The organism is Streptomyces sp. NPDC111656, assembly GCF_055656965.1.
Genome location: NZ_JBVKCA010000017.1, coordinates 147,443 through 173,974, shown reverse-complemented (window position 1 = coordinate 173,974; position 26,532 = coordinate 147,443). Strand labels below are relative to the sequence as shown.

Annotated in this window: 17 protein-coding genes and 3 pseudogenes; 10 read left to right on the top strand and 10 right to left on the bottom strand. The window is 69.6% G+C overall.

Translation table 11 applies throughout. The annotated features are described in order from the left end of the window. Window positions 1–38: 38 nt before the first annotated feature. From ACZ7M3_RS38530 to ACZ7M3_RS38515, 4 genes are all read right to left on the bottom strand, one after another. Entirely contained in the window at window positions 39–1,604 is a 1,566-nt protein-coding gene (locus tag ACZ7M3_RS38530; protein ID WP_472069780.1) for a DUF1254 domain-containing protein, read from the bottom strand. Between the two features lie 96 nt (window positions 1,605–1,700). Then, the gene (locus ACZ7M3_RS38525; protein ID WP_472069932.1) at window positions 1,701–2,582 is read right to left on the bottom strand and encodes a geranyl diphosphate 2-C-methyltransferase; all 882 of its coding nucleotides are present in this window, start codon (window positions 2,580–2,582) and stop codon (window positions 1,701–1,703) included. 83 nt (window positions 2,583–2,665) lie between these two features. Continuing rightward, a complete protein-coding gene (locus ACZ7M3_RS38520) occupies window positions 2,666–3,724 on the bottom strand; it encodes a family 2 encapsulin nanocompartment cargo protein terpene cyclase (RefSeq protein ID WP_472069778.1) in 1,059 nt (352 codons plus the stop codon). Continuing rightward, the gene (locus ACZ7M3_RS38515; protein WP_472069776.1) at window positions 3,721–5,151 is read right to left on the bottom strand and encodes a family 2B encapsulin nanocompartment shell protein; all 1,431 of its coding nucleotides are present in this window, start codon (window positions 5,149–5,151) and stop codon (window positions 3,721–3,723) included. The genes ACZ7M3_RS38520 and ACZ7M3_RS38515 overlap by 4 nt, the downstream gene beginning before the upstream one ends. Between ACZ7M3_RS38515 and ACZ7M3_RS38510 the strand changes: the two genes are divergently transcribed. Continuing rightward, a complete protein-coding gene (locus tag ACZ7M3_RS38510) occupies window positions 5,152–5,274 on the top strand; it encodes a hypothetical protein (RefSeq protein WP_351296976.1) in 123 nt (40 codons plus the stop codon). A 414-nt stretch (window positions 5,275–5,688) separates the two neighbouring features. After that, on the top strand, window positions 5,689–7,134 hold the full coding sequence (locus tag ACZ7M3_RS38505) for a glyceraldehyde-3-phosphate dehydrogenase (protein ID WP_472069774.1): 1,446 nt from the start codon (window positions 5,689–5,691) through the stop codon (window positions 7,132–7,134). Window positions 7,135–7,229: 95 nt separating this feature from the next. Here the strand turns inward: ACZ7M3_RS38505 and ACZ7M3_RS38500 are convergent. Continuing rightward, window positions 7,230–8,075, bottom strand: a pseudogene (locus tag ACZ7M3_RS38500) (sugar phosphate isomerase/epimerase family protein). 598 nt (window positions 8,076–8,673) lie between these two features. On the opposite strand from ACZ7M3_RS38500, the gene ACZ7M3_RS38495 reads away from it, so the two are divergent. From ACZ7M3_RS38495 to ACZ7M3_RS38465, 7 genes and pseudogenes are all read left to right on the top strand, one after another. Then, window positions 8,674–8,874: a DUF6229 family protein gene (locus ACZ7M3_RS38495; RefSeq protein ID WP_472069772.1), complete on the top strand. Its 201-nt coding sequence runs from the start codon at window positions 8,674–8,676 to the stop codon at window positions 8,872–8,874. A 362-nt stretch (window positions 8,875–9,236) separates the two neighbouring features. After that, window positions 9,237–12,116: a type 2 lanthipeptide synthetase LanM family protein gene (locus ACZ7M3_RS38490; protein WP_472069770.1), complete on the top strand. Its 2,880-nt coding sequence runs from the start codon at window positions 9,237–9,239 to the stop codon at window positions 12,114–12,116. Between the two features lie 335 nt (window positions 12,117–12,451). Further along, window positions 12,452–13,591, top strand: a complete 1,140-nt coding sequence (locus ACZ7M3_RS38485; RefSeq protein WP_472069930.1) for a PP2C family protein-serine/threonine phosphatase — start codon at window positions 12,452–12,454, stop codon at window positions 13,589–13,591. A 48-nt stretch (window positions 13,592–13,639) separates the two neighbouring features. Continuing rightward, window positions 13,640–15,256 carry a Na+/H+ antiporter gene (locus ACZ7M3_RS38480; protein WP_472069768.1) on the top strand — a complete coding sequence of 539 codons (1,617 nt, stop codon included), beginning with the start codon at window positions 13,640–13,642 and terminating at the stop codon, window positions 15,254–15,256. Window positions 15,257–15,577: 321 nt separating this feature from the next. Continuing rightward, on the top strand, window positions 15,578–17,053 hold the full coding sequence (locus ACZ7M3_RS38475) for an alpha/beta hydrolase (RefSeq protein WP_472069766.1): 1,476 nt from the start codon (window positions 15,578–15,580) through the stop codon (window positions 17,051–17,053). Between the two features lie 166 nt (window positions 17,054–17,219). Continuing rightward, window positions 17,220–17,696: pseudogene (locus tag ACZ7M3_RS38470) on the top strand (transposase); the annotation flags it as partial. A gap of 68 nt (window positions 17,697–17,764) precedes the next feature. Beyond that, window positions 17,765–18,640: a PhzF family phenazine biosynthesis isomerase gene (locus ACZ7M3_RS38465; RefSeq protein ID WP_472069764.1), complete on the top strand. Its 876-nt coding sequence runs from the start codon at window positions 17,765–17,767 to the stop codon at window positions 18,638–18,640. A 141-nt stretch (window positions 18,641–18,781) separates the two neighbouring features. On the opposite strand, the gene ACZ7M3_RS38460 is transcribed toward ACZ7M3_RS38465, so the two are convergent. The 3 genes from ACZ7M3_RS38460 to ACZ7M3_RS38450 all read right to left on the bottom strand — a co-directional run bounded on the left by ACZ7M3_RS38460 (window position 18,782) and on the right by ACZ7M3_RS38450 (window position 21,888). Then, complete coding sequence (locus ACZ7M3_RS38460; RefSeq protein ID WP_472069762.1) at window positions 18,782–19,354, bottom strand: dihydrofolate reductase family protein; 573 nt, start codon at window positions 19,352–19,354, stop codon at window positions 18,782–18,784. A 184-nt stretch (window positions 19,355–19,538) separates the two neighbouring features. Further along, window positions 19,539–19,817, bottom strand: a complete 279-nt coding sequence (locus ACZ7M3_RS38455) for a hypothetical protein (RefSeq protein ID WP_472069760.1) — start codon at window positions 19,815–19,817, stop codon at window positions 19,539–19,541. A 448-nt stretch (window positions 19,818–20,265) separates the two neighbouring features. Beyond that, a complete protein-coding gene (locus ACZ7M3_RS38450) occupies window positions 20,266–21,888 on the bottom strand; it encodes a glycoside hydrolase family 76 protein (protein WP_472069928.1) in 1,623 nt (540 codons plus the stop codon). 561 nt (window positions 21,889–22,449) lie between these two features. Between ACZ7M3_RS38450 and ACZ7M3_RS38445 the strand changes: the two genes are divergently transcribed. After that, a complete protein-coding gene (locus ACZ7M3_RS38445; protein ID WP_472069758.1) occupies window positions 22,450–25,338 on the top strand; it encodes an alpha-L-rhamnosidase-related protein in 2,889 nt (962 codons plus the stop codon). Between the two features lie 58 nt (window positions 25,339–25,396). Here the strand turns inward: ACZ7M3_RS38445 and ACZ7M3_RS38440 are convergent, their stop codons facing one another. Together ACZ7M3_RS38440 and ACZ7M3_RS38435 are read right to left on the bottom strand one after the other, a co-directional pair. Beyond that, window positions 25,397–25,732: a hypothetical protein gene (locus ACZ7M3_RS38440; protein WP_472069756.1), complete on the bottom strand. Its 336-nt coding sequence runs from the start codon at window positions 25,730–25,732 to the stop codon at window positions 25,397–25,399. Window positions 25,733–25,851: 119 nt separating this feature from the next. Continuing rightward, a pseudogene (locus ACZ7M3_RS38435) lies at window positions 25,852–26,490 on the bottom strand (glycoside hydrolase family 16 protein); the annotation flags it as partial. Window positions 26,491–26,532: the final 42 nt, after the last annotated feature.

Genomic DNA, 26,532 nt, shown 5'->3' with positions numbered 1-26,532 from the left:
TCCGTGAGCCGCCGCGCGCGGCCCGCGGACCCGTCAGGTCACTCGACGCGGGTGAGCGGAGGGCATTCCCATACCGCGTCCACGACCTCGCGGTGCGGACGGTACATGCGCAGGATCACGAACCAGGTGCCGTTCTCTGGTGTGGGCAGCCAGTTGAACTCACGATCCTCTCCCGGTGATGTGGACTGCAGATGGAGGGTCAGACCGCCGTCAGGGTCCATGACGAGCCCGGTCGTGCGGTCCCCGACCGAGTAGCGGTCGGCCGGGTTGGGGATCAGGTTCATGTCGTCGCCGTACGCGGACAGGGACCAGAAGGCATCGACGGGCGGCATCGCGCCCGCGCCGAAGCGCAGCGCGTACCGGCCGGACGACAGTTTGTTGCCGTCCGCGTCGTCGTAGTTGAGCAGATAGACCGCCTCGTCGGGATCGTTGGCCATGATGCCCGCCAACGACTGGTCGGCGGCACGCTTGACGAAGTCGTCGCCGAAGCGGCCCATCTGCGGTGGCGGATAACGCCAACCGTTCACCACATGTGCCCACTCACCGCTGAGCATCTGCTGTTTGAGCATCGGCGTGCCGACAGCCGCAGCCCTGATGAGGTTCTGCTTGACCGCCTCAGGCTGCGCCTCGACGTCGAGACCGGGACCGATGCCGACCTCGGCGAACTGCTTGAGCAGGATCGCGTGGTGCGCCGGTGGCGGGTTCTCGGCCAGCATGGCGTTGAGCGTCTTCCAGGGGCCGAGGGGATCCTGCGCGGGGTCCACCGGCGCCGGCACCTCATGGCTCGCCGGGAGCAGTGCCGGGTCGACCGGCCCGCCACCCCTGTCGAAGAAGCTGAGCGGAGTGAGCCGGTACTGGGCTTGGAGCGTCTGCACGTTGGGCACGTCGCCCTCGCCGTCGACCAGCGTCCTGCCGAGGATCAGGATCCACGGGCTCGGCGCGATCGCGACACGGCGCACACCATCGGGCAGCTTCCCGCTCCAGTCCGGACCGACGATCGCGAAGTGGCCGGCCTCGGATCCCGTGGAGCGCTGGCCTATGTAGTCGAAGTTGTCGGAGGTGATGCCCATCAGCTCGAAGGCGAAGTAGCGATCACCCATGTCCGGATGCGAGAGAATGACCGGCTCGTTGTGCAGGTTCACCCACGCGGTCGAGTACAGGGTGTCGTTGTTCGGACAACCGCCGTCCCGGTACGAGGCGTCCAGCAGCCGCTGCGCATGCCAGAAATGGTTCACCGCGGCGTACGGCACCGTCGCCGGGTCACGCGGCTGGGTCACCCACTGGTGGCGCAGCCGTGCGTTGTAGATGTACGGAAAACCGTAGACGAATGCCTGCTCACCCAGCGTGTAGGCGTACTCCCCACGCCAGTCACGCACTCGTCCGGTCAGGAGGGGTGTCACCGCCTGCCGCACCAGTGGCAACGCCTGAGGCAGATGTCGCAACCGGTCCACCACGGCCTGGGGGTGCCGTACGGCGTCCGCCGCGGCCCGACCGGCGGCACCCGCGGCGCTCGCTGCCCGGTTGATGGTGGCCGTGACGCCTGCGGCATCGTCGTGCGTCCGCCAAAGCGGACGGTGATGTGTGGGATGTGTGGCTTCGGACATGATCATGTCCTCCCCGTTGTGAACACCTCGTGGGAAGCCTCTGCACCACTTCTCACCATAGGTCGCATCCTGAGGAGCGCCAACGCGGCGGAGATGTCAGACGCGGTCAGCCGCGATGAGCAGGTACTGGAAGCTGCCGTTCCCGTAGGCGCTCAGGAACGTTTCCTCGATGCCGGTGACCAGGTGGTCGGCCTGCTTGCGGAGTTCCCAGTAGGGGATGGTGGCGGCGGTCAGGTCCTGGACGTGGACGGGTACGAGGCGGTTGCGGGCCATGGCGCGGAAGTACTCCGACCGTGGGTGGATGTCGCAGATGTAGTGGGCGTTGATGAGAGACACCTCCCGGGAGGCCCGCCCGTAGGCGTCGTTGTAGCAGCCGGTGATCGTCACGTAGCGTCCGCCGCGGCGCAGCAGCCGTGCGTGTTCGGCGAACAGCAGGTCGAGTTCCACGTACATGGTGGACTCGTTGTTCCAGGAAGCCGCATACGCGCCGGAGGGCAAGCCGGTGTCGAGCATGTTCCGGTGGTGGTAGCGGACCTTGTCGTCGATGTTCCGACTGCGGGCCTGGGCATTGGCGAAGTCGGCCTGTTTCCTCGAGATCGTGACGCCGTCGGTGTGGCATTCGTACCGCAGATGGGCCACCACACTTCCGCCGCCGCGCCCGCAGCCTGCGTCGAAGACGTGGTCGGCGCGGGAGAGGGGGCCGAGACGGGAGGCGAGGAGGTCGGCCTGTGCCTGTTCCAGACGGTGCAGTTCGGTGGTGATCCGGTCACGGCGCACGGCAGCGCCGTCCCCGTCCCCGTCTCCGTCCCTGTCCCGGCCCGCGTCGAGTACCGACCAGTCGACGTCCCCGATGCCGTAGTGGTGGTGGTAGAGGTCGTCGATCTTTCCGAGTTCGAGGTTGACCGGGTTCTCCTCGGCGTTCCAGTAGTCCGCGACGCGGGTCTGGTACGTCGACTGGCAGGTGGCCTGGGTCGGCATCGGTGCTGCCGCGGTACCGGCATCGGTGATGGGCAAAGGTGACTCCTTGTGGCGCGGTGGACGACGGGCCGGACGGCAGGGCGTTACCAGTAGTTCGGCAGGTGGTAGCGGTGGGTGTTGGTGGCGTGCCATTCGTGGTTGCCGGACACCCAGGCGGCCAGGCCCCTGGCGTAGCGCTCGACGAGAGGCGAGGTGGCGGACAGGGCCGCCGCCTCCTCCTCGAACGCCTCCATGACCTGGTTGTGGATCTCGACGGCCTTCAGGAAGGCGGCCTTCAGCCCGCACCGTTCGTTCGCGGCGATGACCTGAGGCAGATTGAGGTGGCTGGGATCGTTGGCCAGTTCCTTGGTGAAGGAGTACAGGTCGTTGACGATCGTGGTGGCGTTGCCGGCGAGCGCGGTGATCCGCTGGATCTCGGGCCGGACGTAGAGGGCCTCGGGCAGCTCGTAGCCGTCCACGGCGTCGACGATCGACAGGCAGGGGCGGAAGTTGTTGAACTGCCGCATCATCAGGTACTCCCAGACCGGTGGCACGTACCGGATCTCGGCCCAGGCGGCCTCACCGAGATAGCCCAGATGCAGCCGGGCGAGATCGTGCACCAGCCGGTCGGTCTGGCTGGGGGTGGCGAAGGCGGCGTAGTCCTTGAGGGCCCCGTGGTACGAGCGCAGCGGCCCGTCGGCCTGTACGCCGCGTCGCCATCGCGCTTCCAGTTCGGGAGTGGAGTGGAAGGGGTCGAGCGCGGACTGGGCCCTGATCAGCCTGCCGCCGAGGCCGCGCGATGAGCCGCCTCTGTCCTCGTCCTCCTCGCAGTAGCAGTTGTCGACGAGGTTCTCGGCCAGCAGGAGCTTGCCGGCCGCGGTGAGGCGTTCGAGGTCGGCCGCGCCCGGATGCTGGAGTACGACGGCCCGGCCGAACTGGAACCCCGCGAAGTCCCCCGTCCATGCCTTGGGGAACGCGTCGAGCCGACGGACCCAGGCCTGCAGCCTGCGGTCCACCTCTGCTGCCTTCCCCGGGTCCGCGGGGGCGGCGGGCCGGTGGCGCAGCCCGGGGATGGCCCCGCTCCGCCGGGCTTGCGTGACGGGGACGAGGCGGGGCGGCCCGGGCAGTCGCGGTGGCGATCCGGAAGCCGATGGTGTGCTCATTCCGCGGTCCGCCCGACCTGGACGTTCTCCAGGATCCCCGCGGCGTCGGGTACGAGGATGGCCATCGCGTAGTAGGCGGTCACCAGGTAGCTCATGATCGCGGTGCTGTCGATGCCCATGAACCGTACGTTCAGGCCGGGTTCGTACTCCTCCGGAATGCCGGTCTGGTGCAGGCCTACGACTCCTTGGTCCTTCTCTCCCGTGCGCAGCGCGATGATGCTGCTGGTGTGTTGGGTACTGATCGGGATCTTGCTGCACGGAAAGAGCGGAACGCCGCGCCACGCCGGTACTTCATGACCGTCGAGGTTCACGGTGCCGGGCACCAGCCCGCGCCGGTTGCACTGCCGGAAGAAGGCCGCTATCGCCTTCGGGTGGGCCAGGAACAGCCGGGTCTTGCGGCGCATCGACAGCAGTTCGTCGAGGTCGTCGGGCGTGGGGGGACCGGAGAAGGTGCTGACGCGCTGGCCGTAGTCGACGTTGTGCAGCAGACCGAACTCGCGGTTGTTGACCAGCTCCCACTCCTGGCGCTCGCGGATCTCCTCGATGGTCAGGCGGAGTTGCTGCTCGGTCTGGTTCATCGGATGGTTGTAGAGGTCGGCGACCCTGGTGTGGACGCGCAGGACGGTCTGGGTCAGGGACAGCTCGTATTCGCGCGGGGCGAGGTCGTAGTCGACGAAGCCGCCGGCGAGGACCGGTTCGCCCACGTGCCCGGCCTGCACGGGTACGTCGGCCTCGCCCTTGCGGTTCATGGGCTTGCTCTGCTGCTGTGCGAAGGCGTCCAGCTGGGCGGCGAGCGACGGGGTCCGCTCCACGAACGCCAGGAGCGTGTCCCAGTTGAGTGCCAGCACCACGCCCGGAGTCTCCGCCCGTACCGAGCTGAACCACAGTGGGTCGGCCTGGCCGATGGCCTCGTCCCCCATTCCGTCGCCGTCCGTGATGACTCCGGTGACCTCCTGCTCGCCGTACTTGCCGGTGGTGTAACGGGTGAACCGGCCGTGGACGACGAGATAGGCCTCGGTGACGGGCTGCCCGGCGTCGAAGAGGACCTGGCCCGTACGCACCTCACGCAGCCTGAACCGTGAGGAGATCTCCTGCAGGGCCGCGGTGTCGGAGTAGCCGCGCAGGGCGGGCAGCTCGGTCAGTGTCTCGGGAATGACCCTGATGTCGTCCGCGCCGTTCTGCTCGAACTGCACCCGGCCCCGGCCGACGCGGAGTTGGAGCCGCCGGTTCACCCGGTAGGCGCCGCCCTTGACGTCCACCCAAGGCAGCATTTTGAGCAGCCATCGCGAGGTGATGGCCTGCATCTGAGGTTCGGACTTGGTGGTGGTGGCCAGCTGACGTGCCGCGTCGGTGCTGAGACTGGTGGACCGTGGTCCGTCGGCGGTGGGCCCGGCGGCGCCTTCTGGGGAGCTTTCCGGGACTGTCACATGTCCTCCCGATACGTGAGCGGGCGTGGGTGGATACGCACGAACATCAGCGAACAAGACGGGGCGTGGACGCCGTACGCCTCGGGCAAGGGCTCCTGCTGCCCGGCCATGGACGACGTCTGACCTGAACCCGTGTCGAAGGGACGCCTCGGCGACGCGTCAGAAGCCGTGCGGCGTGGGTTCACGGAGGCGGTGGAGGTCGAAGACGGATTCCGGGGAGGTGGACGCCAGGACAGCAATCTCGTGACGGTCCGGGCAGTTGGGCAGCGCGCGCCCCATGTCAAGCGAAACAGTCACCGGTGGCGGTCGGAACCGCGTGAAAGGGGCGCATTCGTGCCCTCGAAGTGGGCATCCATCGCGCGAGGCGGACCGGCCGTGAGGGCGCGCTCGCACGCCGGTCGCCGGGACCCGCGCCACCGGCGCGGGAGCGTACGAGCGTCTCAGCTGCGCGTTCCTCTTGATCAGGTGGCCCCGCTCGAACGACCAAAAGGGCGCCGGGCTACCATCTGAGCGCCACCTAGCTCGAAAGATGAATCTGTGACTGTCAATGACGACTCGTTCACCAACTGGAACAACCGCGAGGAGATCGCGGAGTCGATGATCCCGATCATCGGGAAGCTGCACCGGGAGCGGGACGTCACGGTCTTGCTGCACAGCCGTTCCCTGGTGAACAAGTCAGTGGTGAGCATCCTCAAGACTCACCGGTTCGCCCGGCAGATCGCCGGCGAGGAACTCTCGGTCATCCAGACGCTGCCGTTCCTGCAGGCTCTCACCACGCTCGATCTGGGCCCGTCGCAGATCGACATCGGCATGCTCGCCGCGACCTACAAGTCCGACGACCGTGGTCTGTCGGTGGCGGAGTTCACCGCCGAGGCCGTGGCCGGCGCCGCGGGCGTCAACAAGATCGAGCGCAAGGAGCCGCGCGACGTCGTCCTCTACGGGTTCGGCCGCATCGGCCGCCTCGTCGCCCGCCTGCTCATCGAGAAGGCCGGCTCCGGCAACGGCCTGCGGCTGCGTGCCGTCGTCGTCCGCAAGGGTGCCGGCCAGGACATCGTCAAGCGCGCCTCGCTGCTGCGGCGTGACTCCATTCACGGCCAGTTCCGGGGCACGATCACCGTCGACGAGGCGAACAGCAAGATCGTCGCCAACGGCAACGAGATCAAGGTGATCTACTCCGACGACCCGCTGTCGGTGGACTACACGGAGTACGGCATCAAGGACGCCATCCTCATCGACAACACCGGCAGGTGGCGTGACCGCGAGGGCCTGTCCCAGCACCTTCGCCCCGGCATCGCCAAGGTCGTCCTGACCGCACCGGGCAAGGGCGACGTTCCCAACATCGTCCACGGCGTCAACCACGACACGATCAAGCCGGACGAGCAGATCATGTCCTGCGCCTCCTGCACCACCAACGCGATCGTCCCGCCGCTCAAGGCGATGGCGGACGAGTACGGCGTTCTGCGCGGCCATGTGGAGACCGTCCACTCGTTCACCAACGACCAGAACCTGCTGGACAACTACCACAACTCCGACCGCCGCGGTCGTTCGGCGCCGCTCAACATGGTCATCACCGAGACCGGTGCCGCCTCCGCCGTCGCCAAGGCGCTGCCCGACCTCAAGGCGAAGATCACCGGCAGCTCCATCCGCGTCCCGGTACCGGACGTGTCGATCGCCATCCTCAACCTGCAACTCGCCCGCGAGACCACACGCGAGGAAGTCCTCGACCACCTCCGCGATGTCTCGCTGACCTCGCCGCTCAAGCGCCAGATCGACTTCATCAGCGCCCCCGACGCGGTCTCGAGCGACTTCATCGGCTCGCGTCACGCCTCGATCGTCGACGCCGGCGCGACCAAGGTCGAAGGTGACAACGCGATCCTCTACCTCTGGTACGACAACGAGTTCGGCTACTCCTGCCAGGTCGTCCGCGTCGTCCAGCACGTCTCCGGAGTGGAGTACCCGACCTACCCGGCCCCGGCGGTCTGATCGCGGCAGCCTCTCCCTGTCGGCATGCGGTTGCCCTCCGCTCCCACCGTGCCCCGGCGGTCTTCCGACCGCCGGGGCACGGTGGGTCGCTCGCGTTACGCGGAGAGCTCCTTGCCGATGCGGTCCAGCATGAACGCGGAGGATTCCTTGGCGCGTTCCTTCCAGGCGAAGACGCACGCGGTGGCGACGCCGTCGAAGTTCAGTTCCCGGAGCGTGCCGAAGAAGGCGTCCCAGCCGACCTCGCCCTGGCCGATGTCGAGGTGTTGGTGGATGCGGGCCGTGGTGCCCGGCGGGTTGAGGATGTAGCGCAGGCCGGAGGAGCCCTTGTGGTCGAAGGAGTCGGCGAGGTGCACATGGTGGAGCTTGTCGACTGCGTAGCGCAGCATCGCCGTGATGTCCGCGCCGACGTCCGAGGCTCCCGCGAGGTGGAAGGAGTGCGGGGCGCAGTAGAGGTATTTCACCCAGGGCTTGTTGACGGCGCGAACGAGGTCGACCGCCGGTGTGTTCTCCTCACAGAAGTCGTCCGGGTGTGCTTCCAGGTTGAGGGCGATGCCCTCGCGTTCGAAGACAGGGAGCAGTTCCTCCATGGAACGTCAGAAGGCGGCCTCGCTCTCGGCGGCCCGTTCGGGGCGGCCGTTGAACTCCGAGTTCATCAACGGGCATTCGAGCTCCGCGGTGATCTCGATCATTCGCCTCCAGTAGCGGACGGCGGCCTGCCGTTCGGTCTCGTCCGGAGAGGACCACTTGTAGAGCGGGAGTACGGAGGAGAGCTGAACGCCGTGCCTGCACAGTGAGTTCTTCAAGTCGGCCACACGCTCGTCGTCCGCCCGTGGGTGCAGGAAGAACGGCATGAAGTCGTCGCGCGGGGACAACTCGATGTACTGATAGCCGAGTTCGGCGACCGTGCGGACCATCTCGTCGAGCGGCAGGGCGTGGAACATGTAGGGGTCGAGGGCGATCTTCTTGCGGCGCCTCCGTACAGGGCGGGGCGGGGCTTCATGTCCACGGTGGCGACAGTGCCCTCGGATGCGCTCTAGTGGCACGCGGTATGGAGCGCTCTCCCAGTGATGTCAACAGGTTTGTCAGGATGTTCCGACATGTGTCGGTGTCCGGATACGGCGATGGGCGGCCCTGGCCGGCCGTCGACTTCATGGGAGCCGGCGTCGGAGACCGCCGGTGCGCTTGTTGGCCAAGTGGCCGGTCTGGACCGGGACATGGGAGCGCGCGAGATCGGGGTCTTTCGGTTGCCGACCGGTCCCTGGTGACCGGACGAGCGCCGAGGCGCCCCTGCTTCGCTCTTCAGGGGCTCCTCGTCGGTGCGCAGCCCAGGCCGGAGCTGGGAGTCGGAGGCTCGGCGTCCGCTGCGCCCGCCCGGTCGGCGCTCGGCCGTGCGACCGTCCCACCCGTCCCGTAGAAGGCGGCAGGGCGCATGAACACCACATGGCTTTGGCCAGATTGGACGTCTGACGGGTGTTCGAACCCGGCGATACTCAGGGCTGGGCAATCCGCCCCAATCCACGCATCCACCGGAGGTCTCTCATGCCCCAGACCAGCGTTGCCACCACTGCCGTGCTCGATGCCTGGCTGGCGGGCGCCGAGAGCGCGTACGGCCAGACCAACCCCGCCGGGCCCCTCTACGTCGGCGGCTCCGCTGCCGAGGCCGCGCTCACCGACCCGAGCGACTCCCTCTACGGCTTCTGTTCCAGCCCGAGTGGGTCGCACGGCAGCTGGTGTTGCTGACCGCCTGCGGTGACTCCAGGGCCCTTCGCGGAGGGCCCGCCCGCTGAGTGCCCTCTCCAGGGCGCGCCTATCGACCGTATCGCCCGCGGAGTACGCCTCTTCGGGGGCTCCCCTGCGGAGTGCGGTTCATAAAGCCGGAGCGTGGGAAACCGCGCGCCATGCCACGACGCGTCCGCACCCGGGAACGCGCCGCAGCCTGCCGGTTGGTTGCCGCCCGCCCCGCGCGCGTCGGGGATGCGGGGGTTTCCGGCTCGGTCGGTTGCTGCCGGGTGCGGACGGGTCCGGGCTGGTCGCACAGTTGCCCGCGCTCCCTCGGAACGACCGCAAGAAGCGAGCTCACGGCGGAATGGGGAGGGTGGACGGTGAGCGGATCGGCGCCGGAAAGATCGGAAAGGCCGGAGAAGCCGGGGGAGCCGGGGGAGCCGGGGAGGCGGGACGAGGCGGAATGGTTCGCCGGACCCGTACGGACCATCGCCCGCCCTTGGCGGGAAGAGCTGGCCCGGCGGCTGGCCTCCATTGACGCCCTGAGCCGGGAAGAACGGGAAGCGGTACTGGCAGCCGGCCACACCGCCCTGCTCAAGTCCCTGCACGCGAAACTGTCCCGCCTGTTCCTGATCGAACTGCACGCGATGCGCATGACAGCGGGCGGCGGACGCCACGCCGAGGACGCGGGGGCGGGATCCGACACGCAGACGTGGACCGCGTTCCTGGAGCAGGCCGGGGAGGAGCGCTATCTCGACCGGCTGGCCGGCCGATACCCGAACGTCGGCCCGCGGATCGCGTCGGTGGCGCGGCTGTCGGTGGCGGCGACGGCCGGGTTCGCGGAACGACTCGCCGCGGACCGCGAAGTGCTGCGGCCGCTGCTGGGGGGACCCGCGGGGGAGATGCGAGCCGTCACGTTCGGGGCGGGCGACACCCACCGGGGCGGCCTGACGGTCAGTCGGGTCGACTTCGCCGGCGGGAGCGTCATGTACAAGCCCCGGCCGTCCGAATCCGACGTGGCGCTGGGCGCGCTGCTGGACGAGCTCTACGCGGACTTCCCCGGCGCGCCGTCGCCCGACGAGCGCATCCGGGTGCCGCGGACACAAGCACGCGAGGGCTACGGCTGGGCCGAGTTCGTCCGCCACCGCTACTGCGCGGGCGAGGCCGAACTCGCCGCGTTCTACCGGAACGTAGGGCACTGGCTGGCTGTCCTCCGCTTCACCGGCGGCACCGACATGCACGCGGAGAACATGATCGCCGCGGGTCCGGTGCCGGTGATCGTGGACGCCGAGACGCTCTTCGACGCCCCCGCGCCCTTCCCGCCCAGTGGCCGGGGTGACGCGGTGGACGTGGCCGCGGCGGCCATCCGCCGTACGGTGCTGCGCACCGGACTGCTGCCCGTACGCGGCACCGGCTTCGCGCTCGGCGGGGTCGACATCTCCGGAGTCGGGTCGCTGCCCGGCCAGCAGCCGCTGATCCCGAACCCGGTGATCGCGGACGCCGGCACCGCGGCGGCCCGTTTCCAGGTGGACCTGGTGGCGATGCCCACCGCGGGCAACCACCCCAGCCCCACTCCCGTGCTCAGCGCGTACTGGGACCGGATTCTGGCCGGCTTCCGCGAGATGACCGCGCACCTGTGTCGGCCCGGGACCGAACCGCACCGGCTGCTGCGCCGGTTCGAAGGCTCCCAGGCGCGGCGGATCCTGCGGCCGACGCAGGCGTACGTCGACATCGGCCGGATGCTCTGGCACCCGGCGTCGTTGCACGACGAGGCGGCGGCGGTCGAACGGGCCCGGGACATCCTGCGGCGCAACGCCGAGGTGCTGCCCGGTGCGCCGACCGAGCGTGCGGCCATCGACGGCGAGATCGCGGACCTGTTGGCCGGTGACGTGCCGATGTTCACCTTCACCGTGGACTCGGCCGCCGTACGGACCACCGTGGAGGACTGGCGCACCGCCGACCTGGCGCTGGAGGAGGCGGTGATCCAGGACGCGCTGGTCGGCGCGTACCTCAACGAGCGTTCGCTGCCCACGCGGACGCAGGCCGCCGCCCGCGACCCGCACGCCCGGGACCGCGAGCGCCGCCGCCGCGACCTGGCCGCGCAGATGGTACGGCGGCTGTGCGACGGGGCGGTGCGGGGTGAGGACGGTACGGTCACCTGGATCAGCCCCGTCTTCACCCCCGCGGGGTGGTCGATCAGGGTGCTGCCCGCCGACCTCTACACCGGGCAGGGCGGGGTGGCCCTGACACTCGCGGAGTACGTGACCGAGGCGCGGGCCGGGCGGGCGGAGGAGGTGCCGGGCGTCACCGAGACGTTCGAGGGGGCGCTGCGGGTCCTGGTCGGCACCGAGGACCGGACACCGACGCCGTCACCCGGGGCGTTCAGCGGTGCCGCGTCGCAGGTGTGGACGTGGCTGGCGCTGCACCGGGTGCTCGGTGAGGACTGGCTGCTGGAGCGGGCCGCATCGAGGGCCCTGCTGCTCGCGGAGGGCCGACTGGTCGAGGACGACGTCGAGGTGGACCTCCTCAACGGGGCGGCAGGCGCGGTCGTTCCCCTGCTCGACCTGGCCGCGGCGACCGGGCAGGACCGCTGGCTCGGCGCCGCCGCGCACATCGGCCGCCGACTGACCGGGCTGGCCACCCTCGACGCGAGCGGCGCCCGCTGGACGACCCGGCTCAACCCCGAGGGCATCGGCGGCTTCGCCCACGGCGCCACCGGCATCGGCTGGGCGCTGACCCGGCTCGCTCTCGGCGACGCGGGCTCCGTGGCCGAACGGCGCGACTGGAACCACCTCGCCGAGCGGGCCTTCGCCTATCAGGAGTCCCTGTACCAACCCGAGCACGGCAACTGGCTCGACGTCCGCATCGGCGCCGAGGAGGACTTCTTCACCAGCTGGTGCCACGGCAGCGCGGGAGTGGGCATCGGCATGCTCGACCTCCACCGGCGCACGGGCGATCCCGCCCACCTCGACATGGCCCGTCGGGCCGCACATGCCTGCGCCGCCGAGGGCTTCGGCTGGAGCCATACCCTGTGCCACGGCGACCTCGGCCTCTGGGAATTCCTCACGTCCATGGACTTCGGCGACCCCTCCGACCTCGACGCCGAAATCCTCACCGGCCTCGAGCAACGCGGTCCGGTCGGCGGCCTGGCCCGCGAGGCGTTCTCGCCCAGCCTCATGTCCGGCCTCTCAGGAGTACTTCACACCCTCCTGCGCATGCATCCCGCGGCCACCCTGCCGAATCCCCTCCTCCTCGACTGATCCGACCTCGCGCGTGGTCGCGGAGGTGGTCGCGTTCCGTGTCCGACCGGACGGCCACCGTGGTGGAAGCGACGCCGGACGGGCAGCGTGAGCCCCCTGGCCGCATGCGGTGGGCGGCCGGGCGGCAGCCCTGCCGACCCCGCGCCGGCGCCGACGCGGGGTCGGCCCCGTCGACGCGTGGTCCGGCGGGTGCGGGACGCGCTCGGCAGTTTTACCTGCGCATTGCCGATAGGTCTTGGCTGCGCTCGCAAGCTGTCCTGGGGCGGTGCACTGTGGAACATGTGGGGATCTGGAATCGCTTTGCCGGCTTCGGCCCGGGGCCGTCGAAGCATGTGATGCTGGCGATCCCCGTCCTGTTCATCGTGATGATCACGGTCGTCGACATCGTCGCCCCGGCCGACATCCACCTGGGCCCGCTGCTGGTGATCGCGCCGGCGATCACCGCGTCCTTCGCCGGTCCCCGGCTGACCGGGGCGGTCGGCGTCCTGGCGCTCGCGGCCCTGGCAGGCATCGCCGTGCACGACGGCATCCTCTTCTCGCGCAACGTCGTCGTGCAGATGGTCGCCCTCGCCGTACTGAGCCTTCTGATCGTAGGCTACTCCGTGGTGCGCGAGCGACACGGACGGGAACTGGCCCAGGTGAGATCGGTCGCCGAGGCCGCACAGCACGTACTTCTGTGGCCGCTGCCCAGCGGGATCGGCCCCCTGCGTACGGCGTCGGTATATCTGGCCGCCGAGGACGAGGCCGAGATCGGTGGAGACCTGTACGCCGTCACGCGTACCGACGACGCCACGCGCGTGCTCATCGGAGATGTCCGAGGCAAGGGCTTGGCGGCCATCGGAGAGGCCGCGCTGCTGCTCGGCGCGTTCCGCGAAGCCTCCCATCGGCACGCCGACCTCACCGCACTGACGGACGCGCTGGAACAGAGCGTCGGCCGTTACCACGGCGAATTCACCCCGCCGGAGGACGAGGCCGGGGCCGAGGAGCGCTTCGTCACCGCCCTGTTGCTGGAGATCCCCGACGATGCCGCCATCGTCAGGATGACCAGCTGCGGGCACCCCGCGCCCCTGCTGCTCAGCCCGGAACACTCCGTCACCGGCCTGCGGCTGCACCCCGCACCCCCGCTGGGAGTCGGCGTCCTGGGCCCATCGCCGCGCACGCTGGACGTGTTCACCTTCGAAGCCGGGGAAACCCTCCTGCTCTACACCGACGGTGTCATCGAGGCGCGCAATCAGCGCGGTGACTTCTATCCGTTCGCCGAACGAGCCGCCCAGTGGACCGAGTGCGGCCCCGAACCGCTTCTGCGTCACATCCGGCGTGACCTCCTCGCCCACGTCGGTGGACGCCTCGGCGACGACGCCGCGCTCATCGCCCTTCGCCGGACGCCCACCCACTCCGGCCACCACCTCGCACGGCTCATCCACGCCGAACCCTCCAAAGGGTGGGTGCGGGACTCCCAGGAACGCAGCTCCTGAGAAGGTCGTGGCCTGGTTACCCGTGCGTCGGGGCGCGACCGTGGAGCCATGAACACGAACGGCACCGGCGTGGAAAGCCTGGAACTGATCGTTGTCGTCGCCGTCGGTGTACTGGCGATGGGCTGGCTGTCGCGTCGTACGGGCCTGAGTGAACCGCTGCTGCTGCTCGGCGCGGGCTGCCTCGTAGGACTGACACCGCCCTTCGCCGGGTTCGCGCTGTCCCCCGACGTCGTCCTGTTCCTCTTTCTCCCCGCCCTGCTGTACTGGGAGGCACTGACCTCCTCGGTGCGCGAGATCCGCAACAACTTCCGCAGCATCGCCCTACAGGCCACCGGGCTGGTGCTGGCCACCGCGGTCGCCGTCGCCGCCGTGGCCCACGCGTTGGGCTACAGCTGGCCCATCGCTTTCGTCCTCGGTGCCGTCCTTGCTCCGACCGACGCCGCGGCCGTGGCCGCCGTGGCCAAGGCCATGCCACGCCGCATCCTGACCGTGCTGCGCGCCGAAAGCCTGCTGAACGACGGCACCGCTCTGGTCCTGCTGGCCGTGACCATCGAGGTCGTCACCGACGAGCGACCCTTCTCCTGGTCCGGTACGGCGCTCGCCTTCGTCGAGTCCTACGCCGGCGGAATCGTGATCGGTGCCGCGATCGCACTGCTCCTGATCCCGGTCAGGCGCCGACTGCCCGCGCCCCTGCTCCAAAGCGCGCTGAGTGTCGCCACCCCCTTCCTCGCCTGCCTGCCCGCCGAACTCCTGCACGTGTCCGGCGTCCTCGCCGTCGTCACCTGCGGCCTTGTGACCACCCGGTTCGGCCCTCGCGTCATCGGTTCCGACGCCCGGATCCAGGCCATCGCCTTCTGGGAAGTGGCCAGTTACCTGCTCAACGGCGCGCTGTTCATCCTCGTCGGTATCCAACTGCCCGCCGCCGTCAGGGCATTGACCTCGGTCTCCCTGGCGCAGGCGGCGATCGCCGCCTGCGCCGTGAGCGTCGCTGTGATCGGGACACGGCTGCTGTGGTTCTACTCGGTCCCTTATCTGGTCAGGTTCCTGGACCGGCGTCCTCAGCAGCGGGGCCGCCGTATCACCGCCCCTCAGCGCCTGCCGCTGGCGTGGGCGGGGATGCGCGGAGCCATCTCGCTGGCCGCGGCGCTGACCGTGCCCGCCGTGACCGCCGAGGGACATGTCGTCGAGCAACGCGACGCCGTCGTGTTCATCACGGCCGTCGTCATCGTCGTCACCCTTACGTTCCTCGGTCCGACGCTGCCGACCGTGGTCCGCCGGGCCCGCTTCCCCGAGGACGAGGTCAAGACCGCGGAACTCGCCCTCGCCCGCTGCCATATGAGCAGCGCCGCCCTGCGCGCTCTACCGGAGTTGGCGCAGCGGTTCGGGGTCCCCGAGGCGGCCACCCTCCGCATGGCCCACGACATCGAGGACCGAATGGCCCCCGCTCCCGGCTCCACGCGACGCCGCGAGAGCCTGCGGCGCCTCGAACTCGCCCTGCTCCAGGTCAAGCGGGACACGCTCAGGGACCTGCGCGACACCGGCCGCATCGACGACATCGTCCTCCGCACCGTTCAGGAAGTGCTCGATGTGGAGGAGGTCCGCCTGGGGAGAAAGACGCCTCACGCAGCGGCGGAGTCCTCCCAGGACGACCCCGCGCGCTCCTAGGGTGCGTATCGAGTCGTGATCAATGGGCGGTCCGGATGAGGACTTTGATCCAGATCATCGAGGCGCGTAGGAGTGGGCCGAGGTCGGCGTCGTGAACGACGGGCCGACCGGGACCGCGACGGAGCCTTCCCCTGACCCGACCCTGACCGTTTTCCGCCCTGCGCCCCGATCGCCCCTGAGCGGCCCCCGACCCGACCCCGACCCGCCCCGGAGAAGCCCCTGACAGGTGCACCACATGGGCAACAGTGCGCCTAACGTGACGACGGTGCCCCGGCCGGGTCCGCACGCCTGACACAACCGCTCTCTTCACGAGGAGGATCCATGTCGTTCAGGGGCAGATCCGCACTGCGGCGCATCGCCGCGCGGGGCACGGCCATGGTCGTGGGAGCCGCCACGGCCGTCATCACCGGTCTCGCCGCCGCTCCCGCGGTCCACGCGTCGCCGTCTGCCACCGGGGCCCTGCGGTGGACACCGTGTGACGACCCGGCGAAGCCGGGAGCCGAGTGCGCCACTCTTTCGGTGCCGGTCGACTGGGCCCACCCGGACGGGCCGAGACTCGACCTGGTCGTGGCCCGCCGCAAGGCCACCGACCCCGGCGCACGCGTGGGCTCGATGGTGTTCGGCCCCGGCGGGCCGGGCGACTCGGGTGTGGAGATGGTGGTGCGCCGTATCAGCCGGTTCAGCCCCGAGGTCCGCCGCAGGTTCGACATCGTCAGCTTCGACCCGCGCGGCGTGGGCGGCAGCAACCCGGTGACCTGCTCCGGCGACCTGCTTGCCGAGCGGCCGTCACCGGAGCTGAAGAGCCAGGCGGACTTCGACGCCACCATGGCGTACAACAGGCAGCTCCGTGCCGACTGCCGGGCCCGTACCGGCCCAGTGTTCGACCACCTTGACACCGCCCAGACGGTCCGGGACCTGGACGCTCTCCGGGCCGCCCTCGGCGAGCGGAAACTAACCTTCCACGGCAGCTCGTACGGCACGCTGCTCGGCGCGCAGTACGCCGAGACCTACCCGCGCCGGGTACGCGCGATCGTGCTGGAGAGCGTCATGGACCACAGCGTCCCGACCACCCGTGACTTCCTGCGGTCCGAGGCGGCCACGGCGGAGGATTCATTCCAGGAGTTCGTGAAGTGGTGCGACGGTGCCGCGGACTGCGCGCTGCACGGCCGCGACGTCTGGCAGGGCCTGTTGGCCCAGGCCGGGCGCGGAGAGTTGGAGGACCCGGCGAAGCCGGGCACCTCGCTGTCGTCTTCGGACCTGGTCAACAAGATCGCGTTCCGGGAGTTCTACGAGGCCGACTACGCGGGCCTGGCCACGGCGATCGCGGGGATGGACGCGAGCAAGCCGCTGCCCGCGTCGCCCACCTCGATAGCGCCGCTGCATCCGGCCACACCGGTCTTGTGCTCGGACTGGCACCTGCAGGTGCGCGACTACCAGGAATATGCCTCGCTCGTCGCCATGATGAACATGACCGCGCCCGACCTGCCTTACCTGCTGCCGATCCACATGGCAGCGGCATGTCTGGGCGCGCCGACCGCCAACCCGCAGCACCGCCTGGACGCACACGGTGCCCCGCCGATCCTGGTGTCCAACGCGCTGCACGACCCCGCCACCGGCTACCCGTGGGCGGTCTCGGTGGCCCGGCAGCTCGGCCGCAGCGGCGTGCTCCTCACCTACGAGGGCCAGGGGCACGGCAGCGTCACCAGCGGCCCGTGCATGGAGGACGCCGTGGACAGCTACCTCACCGACCTGGCAGTCCCACCACGGGGCACCAGCTGCCCCGCCGTGCCGTCCTGACAGCTTGCCGATCCGGATCCGCCTGGAAGGCGGATCCGGTAGGAAGACGATCGTGACGCGCAGGCGCTTCCGGGTCTGGCGGAACACCGGTGTCTTCACCGCCCTGTTGGAGGGCCCGATCGCCGAAGCCGCCCGCCAAGGCAAGACAGAGACAGAGGTTGCGCCCCTCCTGCAACGCTTGCGACTCGGCTGCTCCTACGAAGCAATCGCCGACACGACCTGCTCGGCCAGCGCGATCCGCAACCGGCGCGACGAGTGGATGCGACATGGCGTCTTCGCGCGGCTCCAGCACATCGCGCTCAAGTCCTATGACAACATCGTCGGCCTCGTGCTGGACCATATCGCCGTCGACGGCCCGCTCACCAATGCCCACGGCGGCAGCCATGTTGCCGGACGATCCCCGGTCGACCGGGGCAGACAAGGCCTGAAACGCTCCGGCATGACCGATGGGTACGGCATCCCCATCCGCCGTGTCCTCGCCCGGGCGAACTGCCATGAATCTCCGCTGCCGGCCCCCACGTCGGACCCCCTGGACGAGCTCGGGCCGCTGCCCGACGACATCACGGTGCACCTGGATGCCGGCTACGACTCGAACAAGACCCGCGCCCTGCTCGAAGAACGAGGTCTGCACGGGCGGCCCGCCGCAGGCACCCACCTCCTCCTCCACCCGCGTCCGGGAACAGCCACGGCCCGCCCCGCGTTGCCACGAGCATGACGACGAATACGCCGAGGCCCGAAGTGCTGCGATACACCGCCTTCTCCAGCGACCCCGACGGCGGAAACCCCGCCGGTGTCGTTCTGGACGCCACCGCCCTGGACGACACCGACATGCTGGCCATCGCCGCCGACCTCGGATACTCGGAGTCCGCGTTCCTGACCGCGCCCCCGGAGGGCCTCAGCGGCCAGGAGGGGCGGGCGTACAGCATCCGTTACTTCAGCCCCAAGGCCGAGGTGCCGTTCTGCGGGCACGCCACCGTCGCGACCGCCGTCGCGCTTGCCGAGCGGATAGGCCCCGGGGAGCTGGTGTTCGCGGCGCGCGCCGGCACCGTGCCGGTGGAAGTGGCCGAGGAGGGCGGGACACTTCGGGCCACGCTCACCAGTGTCGAGCCGCACATCGAGGAGATCGCCGACGCCGACCTTGCGGAGGCGCTCGCCGCGCTCGGCTGGCCGGCCGCCGATCTCGACCCCGCCTTCGCGCCTCGGATCGCCTTCGCCGGCGCCCGCCATCTCGTTCTCGCGGCGGCGACGCGCGCCCGCCTCGCAGATCTCGCCTACGACTTCGCGCGCCTCGAAGCCCTGATGCACGTCTTGGACCTGACCACAGTCCAGCTGGTGTGGCGGGAGTCGGCCACCGTCTTCCATGTCCGTGACCCCTTCCCCGTCGGCGGCGTCGTCGAGGACCCGGCGACGGGCGCCGCGGCCGCCGCGTTCGGTGCTTACGCCCGTCATCTCGGCCTGGTCCCCGAGGACGCCGTCCTCACCCTGCACCAGGGCGCGGACCTGGGCCGCCCCGGCGAGCTCACCGTGACGCTGCGCGCGGGAGAGACGCGCGTCCGTGTCACAGGCGCAGGAGCTCGCATCAGCTGAAGCTCAGCCATGTTGGCAGTGCAGGCACAGGTCTTCCCGATCGTCACAGAGCGTCGCAATCCCGTGATCGCTGGGCCTGTGCCTCTTCTGCTCCTGGGGTGCTCCATCGCGCCCCGCGGCGTGGAAGGCCCCGGGGCTTGGTCAGCGGACGACGTCGAGGACGTTCATCTGCAGGCCGTTGGAGTACACGGCGTGCTCGACGAGCTTGAGCTTCTGGGTGTCCTTGTCGGTGGCGGGGAACAGGCGCTTGCCCGCGCCGAGCAGCAGCGGGTAGACGAGCAGGTGGTAACGGTCGATCAGGCCGGCGTCGGCGAGGCTGTGGTTCAGGGTGACGCTGCCGTGGACGATGATCGGGCCTCCGTCGGTCTCCTTGAGGGCGGTGACCTCGTCGAGGGAGCGCAGGATGGTGGTCTCGCCCCAGTTCGAGACGAGCTTGTCCTCAGTGAGGGTGGTGGAGACGACGTATTTCGGCATGGTCTTGTAGTGGGCGAACTCGTTCATGTCCGGCCACACCGGGCTGAACGCCTCGTAGCTGGTCCGGCCCATCAGGACGGCGGTGGACTCCTGCTGTTCCCGCTCCTTGATGCCGAAGGCCTCGGGGACGAACTCGACGTCCTTGAAGGTCCATCCGGAGTTGCGGTAGCCGGGTTCGCCGCCCGGGCCCTCCATGACGCCGTCGAGCGAGATGAAGGCGGAGCTGATCAGGGTACGCATGCTGGTTTCCTTAGGGGTTTCTGGTGTGCGGTTTTCGATTGCTCGCCGCCGCTTCGACCACGTTCGAGGCGGCGGCCTCCTGGTGGGGATTCCTTGCGGGCCGCCCCGGAGGGAGGCTGGTGCGGTCCCTGGCGGGGTCGGGGCGCCGGCCTCGCGGACGGGCGTCCGGACGCGCCTGCGGATGTCAGCCGAGAAGCCCCGTCGGCGGTGCGGACCTCGATGTGCTCGTTGTCCGACGGGACCACCTCTCCGTCCAGTCAGTCCAGCGGCGCCAGGTCCGCCGTCTCGGCATGCGTCCCAGCTCCTTCAGGTGGTCATTGACCTTCTGCCGGGGCAGCCCCGGGCGGGCGGCCGGCATGACGGCCGAGCCGGGCTCGGCCAGGGCGGCGAGGATCCGGGCCCGTATCGGGTCCAGGGACGCCGCGGCCGCGGCGGGTTCTTGGATCACAGCTACGTCCAGCACCGCTCCAGAATCTCTCCGACAAAAAAAATTGTCAAGGAGAGAAGAGTTGTCGGTTGGCGGATCGACGGCGGGCAGGGCAGGCCTGGGAATCCGTCGGACAGTGGGAAACGGCCCGGGATTCCCGTGGCGGCAGGTCGCCAACGCCCGCTGTCCGCACGTCTCACGAAGCCGATCTCGTGATCGCTGTGATCCACGGGCGAGGTCCTCGGCCGTAGCCGGGGCTGTTCGACGAGGCGCCGGAAGAACTCATCGCGTCGTGGAGGGCCGAGCGCGCTCGCGCCCGCCGAGGCGTGGCCGGCGGCTCCTTATGGCTGCTCGACCGTCGGCCGGGTCGCGTCCGGCGAACGAAGCCAGGCCGCCCTGTGTCCAGGTGTACGGCACTCACCTTGCGCGCCGGCTCGCACGCAGGTCGGTGACGCGCGTGCGAGCCGGCTCCCGGAACCGGTCGTCAGCCCGCGGCGGCGGCCAGCGCTTCGAGGGCGCCGGCCTGGGTACGCCAGTCGGTCTGGTTGGGGCTGGTACCGGCCCAGCGTTCGCCGAAGGCGTTGAGGAAGCTACGGTCCCGCGCCCACAGCGTGTCGGCCTGCTTCTGGACGTAACTCTGGTAGGTGCCGGACCCGGTGGCCTTCGCGAGGTCGGCGAAGTTCCGCATGAAGATGCCCTTGAACTGCTTCTGGTTGTCGTCGCAGGACGCCGAACCGACGTCGCAGGACTCGGTGAGCACTCCGCCGGAGGTCAGCGTCGGGCTGCTGATCGCGGCGTCGGCCAGGGTGCGCGCGGTGGTCAGCAGCGAGCTGTCCCCGGTCGTCTTCCACAGTTCGGTGAAGCCGCCGATGGCCAGTCCCTGGTTGTAACTCCATACGGTCGAACCGTTGTTGGCGCAGGCGGAGGTCAGCCCGTCGTTCACCAGACCGGAGGAGTTGATCATCCCGCTGGACCGGTACCAGGCGGCGGACGTCTTGGCCCGCTGCAGCCATACGGTGTCGCCCGGGATGCGCTGGTGCAGCGCCGTGGTCAGCCAGAGATACTGCCCGTTCGTCACGGCGTTCTTGTAGGTGCGCTCGCGGTCCCACCACACGCCACCCCCGCAGGTGCCGGGGTCCCAGTACTGCTGGACGTAGTTGGCGATGGTGACCGCCTCGTTCAGATAGCGGGAGTCACCGGTGTAGTCGTACGCGTCGATCCAGGCGATGGCCCACCAGCCCGAGTCGTCGATGGAACGGCTGATGAAGTCGCCCTCGATCGCGTCCGAACTGCGCACACCGGCCGCGAAGGAGCCCTTGTTCTGGTCGAAGGTGCGCGCGATGACCCAGTCGTAGTCGTGCCTGCCGGTGGCCCGGGAGGAGTCGACGAGCGCGGTGAGGGTGGCGGCGGAGTTCCACCAACTGCTCGGCCACCAGCCGTTGTAGGGGTCGTACGAGGACATCAGCGCGTCGGCCGCCGCGCGTGTCCTGGTCGGCACGGGCCTGACCCACGCGGTGCAACTGCCCTCGTTGTGGCTCGCCTCCCGGCCGCAGGCGCGGACGGCACCGCCGTAGAGGAGCCCACGCGGATCGCGGGTGGCGTACATCGCGGTACGGGTGCCGGTGGCCCCGGACGGAGTGCTGGTGCGGCCGAGTGAGGAGCCGTCCGGCCAGGTCGAGCCGCCGTCCCACGAACGGTCGAGCCAGATCTCGTCGCCGGCGCCACCGGTGTCGATGCTCGCCCAGGCCATGGAGTTCATCTGGTCGACGTGCAGCCGGATCGTGCGGCCGTAGAGGGTGGTCGACGGCACCGGCTGGTCGTCGCCGGCCGCCTTGCCCGCGTCGGTGCCGTCGCAGAGCGTGTCGCAGACCGTGGGGTAGGCCCAGTTCGTACAGCCGACCCCCGTGGCGTCGCCGCAGGCCCGCACGAGCCCGCGCCGGTGGTTGCGAGGATCGGTGATGTTGTACATCAGCGTCCTGGTGCCGGTCCAGGTTCCCGGGATGCTCGCCTTGCCGAGCAGTCCTTCCCAGGTGGCGCCGCCGTCCCAGGAGCGGTCCAGCCACACCGAGTCGCCGGTCACGCCGTTGTCGATGCTGGCCCAGGCCATGTCGTCCGCGTCGGAGACGTGCAGTTCGAGGCGACGGCCGTTGAGGTCCTTGTTCGGCACCGGGAAGCTCTCCTGCCGGGCGTGTGAGGGGTCCAGCGTGTCACAGGCCAATACGCACACCTGCGTGGCGGCGGCCGCGGGCGTCGCCACCGGGACCAGTGCCACGAACGCGAGAGCGGCCGTCAGCAGGAAGCTGAGAAGCCGTGGTCTGACAACGATGTCGGAGTGTGGGGAGGGCACCGGAACTCGCCTCGATTTCAGGGTGGGGGACGCCGGTTGGGTCTCACTGAGCCGGGCGGGGGCGGGCACTGGTCCATACCTGTCCGGGAGGCAGTGAACCGGTTTGGTGAGGTGCTGTCAATGTCTCCAACGGGAGTGATTCCAGGGGGAGTTCGCACCCACCGTGACGGGTTGACACACCGTTGCGGGGCGCACATCATCGGTGGAACTTCGGCGAGGCGCCTCGCACACTCACTGCTTCATGAGTCCCAGACCTTCGTCAACGATCGATTTGAATCGATTCAAGCACCTCGTTCCCGCATCCAGACCCGGGAGGTACCTATGCGGCGCCGCCGCCCCTTGCTGATCCGAACGCCCGGTCCGGAGCGCCTACTCGGCCTCGCCGCAGTGGTGGCCGCCGCACTCCTCATGGCACCCGCGCCGGCCACGTCGGCGGCAACCTCGTCGACCGCAGCAGGCGTCGGCAAGGCGACCCTTGACGCCCTGAACTACTCGCCGACCTCGCGCACCCTCAAGCCGGCCGCGATCTACCGATCTTCCGGCAGTGTCGCGAACCCGCAGAACGTCCTCAGCGGGCAGCCGACGCGGATCTCCGGCTCGCAGTCGGCCGTCACCCTCGACTTCGGCAAAGAGGTCGGTGGTGTGACAACGTTGTCCTTCGGCAGTGCCAGCGACAGCGGCCAGCGCGTCGGCCTGGCCTTCAGCGAGTCGTCCCTGTACGTGGGCAACAACAGCGACCGCAGCAGCGGCCGCGACGGCGAGGACGGGGCGCTCTACGCCACGGCCTCCGCCAACGGCACCTACACGGTGCCCACCGCTCAACAACGGGGCGGATTCCGCTACTTGACGGTCTTCCTGGACACCTCGGGTTGGGTGGACCTCAAGGGCGTCAGCCTCAACTTCACCGCGGCTCCGGGCAAGGCCGACCCGGCCGACTACGCCAACTACTTCTCCTCCAGCGACGACCTTCTCAACCGCATCTGGTACGCCGGGGCGTACACCGTGCAGCTCAACACGATCGCCTCCAACCAGGGCCGCGCCTGGCCCCCGCCGTCCTCGGCGTGGGACAACGGCGCCACCGTCGGCGTGGGTGACTCCGTCCTGGTCGACGGCGCCAAGCGCGACCGTACGGTGTGGCCCGGCGACATGGGTATCGCCGTACCCACGCAGTACGCGTACTCCAACGACCTCGTCCCGACCCGCAACGCGCTCACCACGATGTACAACGCGCAGTCGGCGGAAGGCGAAATCCCCTGGTCGGGGCCGCCGTTCAACCTCACCGGCTCGGACACCTACCACACCTGGACGCTGCTGGGGACGTCGACGTACTACACCTACTCGGCCGACCGGACGTGGCTGGACTCCGAATGGGCCGACTACAAGCGCGGGATGGCCTTCATCACCAACAAGATCGACGGCAACAACCTGCTCAACGTGACGCGCACCCAGGACTGGGCCCGGGTCGGCCAGGGCGGCGAGAACGTCTCCGCCAACGCGCTGCTGTACGCCGCGCTCAAGGGCGGCGCCACCCTGGCCACGGTCGAGGGCGACAGCGCGCTGGCCGCGAGCTGGAACGGCAAGGCGGCCGCGATCAAGTCCGCGGCCAACTCCCTGCTGTGGGACGCCGCGAAGGGCATGTACAAGGACAACCCGACCAGTGGCCTGTACCCGCAGGACGGCAACTCGCTCGCCGTCTGGTACGGGTTGACCGACTCCGCGGCCAAGTCGAAGAGTGTCATCGCGGGGCTCGGGAAGAACTGGGGCATCTACGGTCCCGCCACCCCCGAGTGGGGCGGCAACGTGTCGCCCTTCGCCGGCGGCATGGAGCTCAACGCCCGCTTCACCGCCAATGACGACTACACCGCCCTGGACCAGATCCGCCGCACCTGGGGCCACATGCTGACCAGCGACATCGGCACCAAGAGCACCTTCTGGGAGGGCATCAAGGCCGACGGCGGCCTCGCCTACGGCGGTTCGTTCATGAGCCTGGCCCACGGCTGGTCCACCGCGCCCACCTCGACGCTCACCTTCGACGTGCTCGGCACCGCACCCGAGTCCGCGACCGGCACGTACCGCTTCGTCCCGCACCCCGGCGACCTGACCAGCGCCGAGGGCCGCATCACCATGCCCCAGGGGGCCGTCAACGCGTCCTGGTCCCGCGACCCCGCCGCCGGCACGTACTCGGCGCACCTCGCCAGCCCGGCCGGCACCACCGGCCGCATCGGCGTCCCGAAGTTCGGCGGCGGCAACATCTCGGTGTCCGTGAACGGGACCGTGGTCTGGAGCAACGGCACCTTCACCCCCGCCTCGGGAATCACCGGCGCGAGCCAGGACGACACCTACGTCTACCTCACCGGTGTCGCCCCGGGCGGCTACACTGTGGCCGCCGCCGGACTGGGCAATCCGACGCCGCCCGCCGATCCCGGTACCGGCGCGCTGCGGCCGGGCTTCACCCGGTGCGCGGGCGAGGCCGGCACCTGCACCTTCAGCGGCACCCGCTCGGTGGCCTACGGGGCTGGGACCTACACATACAAAACAGTGACCGGCAGCACCGCCTGCACCAACGACTCCTTCGGTGGCGACCCGGCGTCGAATCTCGTCAAGTCCTGCTACGTCGCCGACGCGGGCGGCCCGCCCGGATACACCGCCTGCGCGGCCGAGGGCGGCACCTGCGCCGTGCCGGGGTACAACCGTGACGTCGTCTACGGCGCCAACGGCAACTTCGCCCACCAGGTCACCAACGGCTCCGTCGCCTGCACCAACGCCCACTTCGGCGATCCCATCGACGGCGTGGCCAAGTCCTGCTATGTGGCGCCCGCGGGAGGACCATCCGGTGGCTGGACCAAGTGTGCGGACCAGAACGGCACCTGCCCGGCCGCCGCGGGGCAGCCGGTGACATACGGCGCCTTCGGCGCGTTCACGACGATCACGGCCACCGGTGACACCCCGTGCACCGACGCCACGTTCGGCGACCCGATTCCCGGCGAGTCGAAGTCCTGCTACACCGCCACCGGCGGCCCGGTCGGCTACGCCGCCTCCTGCTCCACCGAAGGCGGCACGTGCGCCTTCAGCGGGCAGCGGACTGTCGCCTACGGCGCCCGGGGCCGTTTCCTCTACAAGGCGTTCACCGGCGGCACCGGCTGCACGACGGCGGCGTTCGGCACCGATCCGCTGCCGGGCGTGAGCAAGACCTGCTACCTCACCTCCTGAGCAGCGCAACGCCTCCGGCAGCCTCCGTTCCCCGCGTGTCAGGGGTGGCCCATCCGGATCACGCCGGATGGGCCACTGCCTCCTTCTGCAGTTGCACCGCCGCCAGCAGGCTCAGTTTCGGTTCCGCCTGGCGCAGCGCCCGCACCGCCGCGACCGAGGTGATGTCCCCGGTGAAGCCGACGTCGGCCAGCCGGGAGTGGACCCAGCGGGCACGCAGCTGGGTCTCGGTGGCGGAGGCGGTGGACTCGACGAGCGCGGCAGCGCGTTCCAGGCCGAGGCGCTCTTCCGGCGAGGCCTCGGCCAGTGCCAGGCGCAGGGTCGCCGCGACCACGTCCGCGTCCCGGATGGCCAGCACGAAGTTGTTCTTCTTGCTCAGTCCCGTGATTCCTGTCATGGGGATCAGACTGACTGCCATGTGCTCCGCGTGCCAAGCGACTTGAGGAGGCTCAGAGGCTCGGCCACTCGCCGTCGGCCTGTGCGGTCGCCCTGGCCTTTCGTCCTCGGGCGAGGGGATCAGCTGCTGGGGACGGTGTCCTCGAAGGTGGTGCCCGCGCTGCGGTACGCCGTCACCTTGGCGGCGACCTGCGCCGGCGTGAGGACCTGGTCCTTGACGTGCAGGACGTAGTCGACCTGTTCGTCGTAGGCCCGCGCGGTGGTGCTGGTCTGGCCCGCGAGGTCGATCAGCCACTGGTTGAAGTTGATCGACATCGGCCGCTCCGGCAGGTACGCGGAGTCATGGGTGCCGAAGAGCTGTCCGTCGATGTAGTACTTGATGCTGCTGTTGTCGATGGTCAGCACCAGGTCGTGCCAGCCGTTGTAGCTCTGCCGGCCCTCGGTGTGCTGGTTGACCGCCACCCACGGGTCGGCCTGGTAGGTCTCCCAGGACGTCGTGTAGAGGATGTCGGAGGTCTCGCCCCAGCCGCCGTTGGGCAGGTACTCGAAGTCGTACTCGGAGTAGTCGTCCGCCATCGGCGCCGTGAGGTCGTTGATGGTGAAGAACGTCTGGACGAGGTGGTCGCCGTCCGGGCCGTACTTGGGCGCGTCGTTGAACTTGACCCGGGCCGCGTAGGTGCCGTTCCTGAACTTCCGCGCGTTGGTGACGATCTCGGTCTGCTTGGTGCTCTCCCCAGTGCCCGACGTCGAGGTCTCCAGGCGACACGGCCGGCAAGGGGAGTGCCGGTGAGCAGGGCAGCA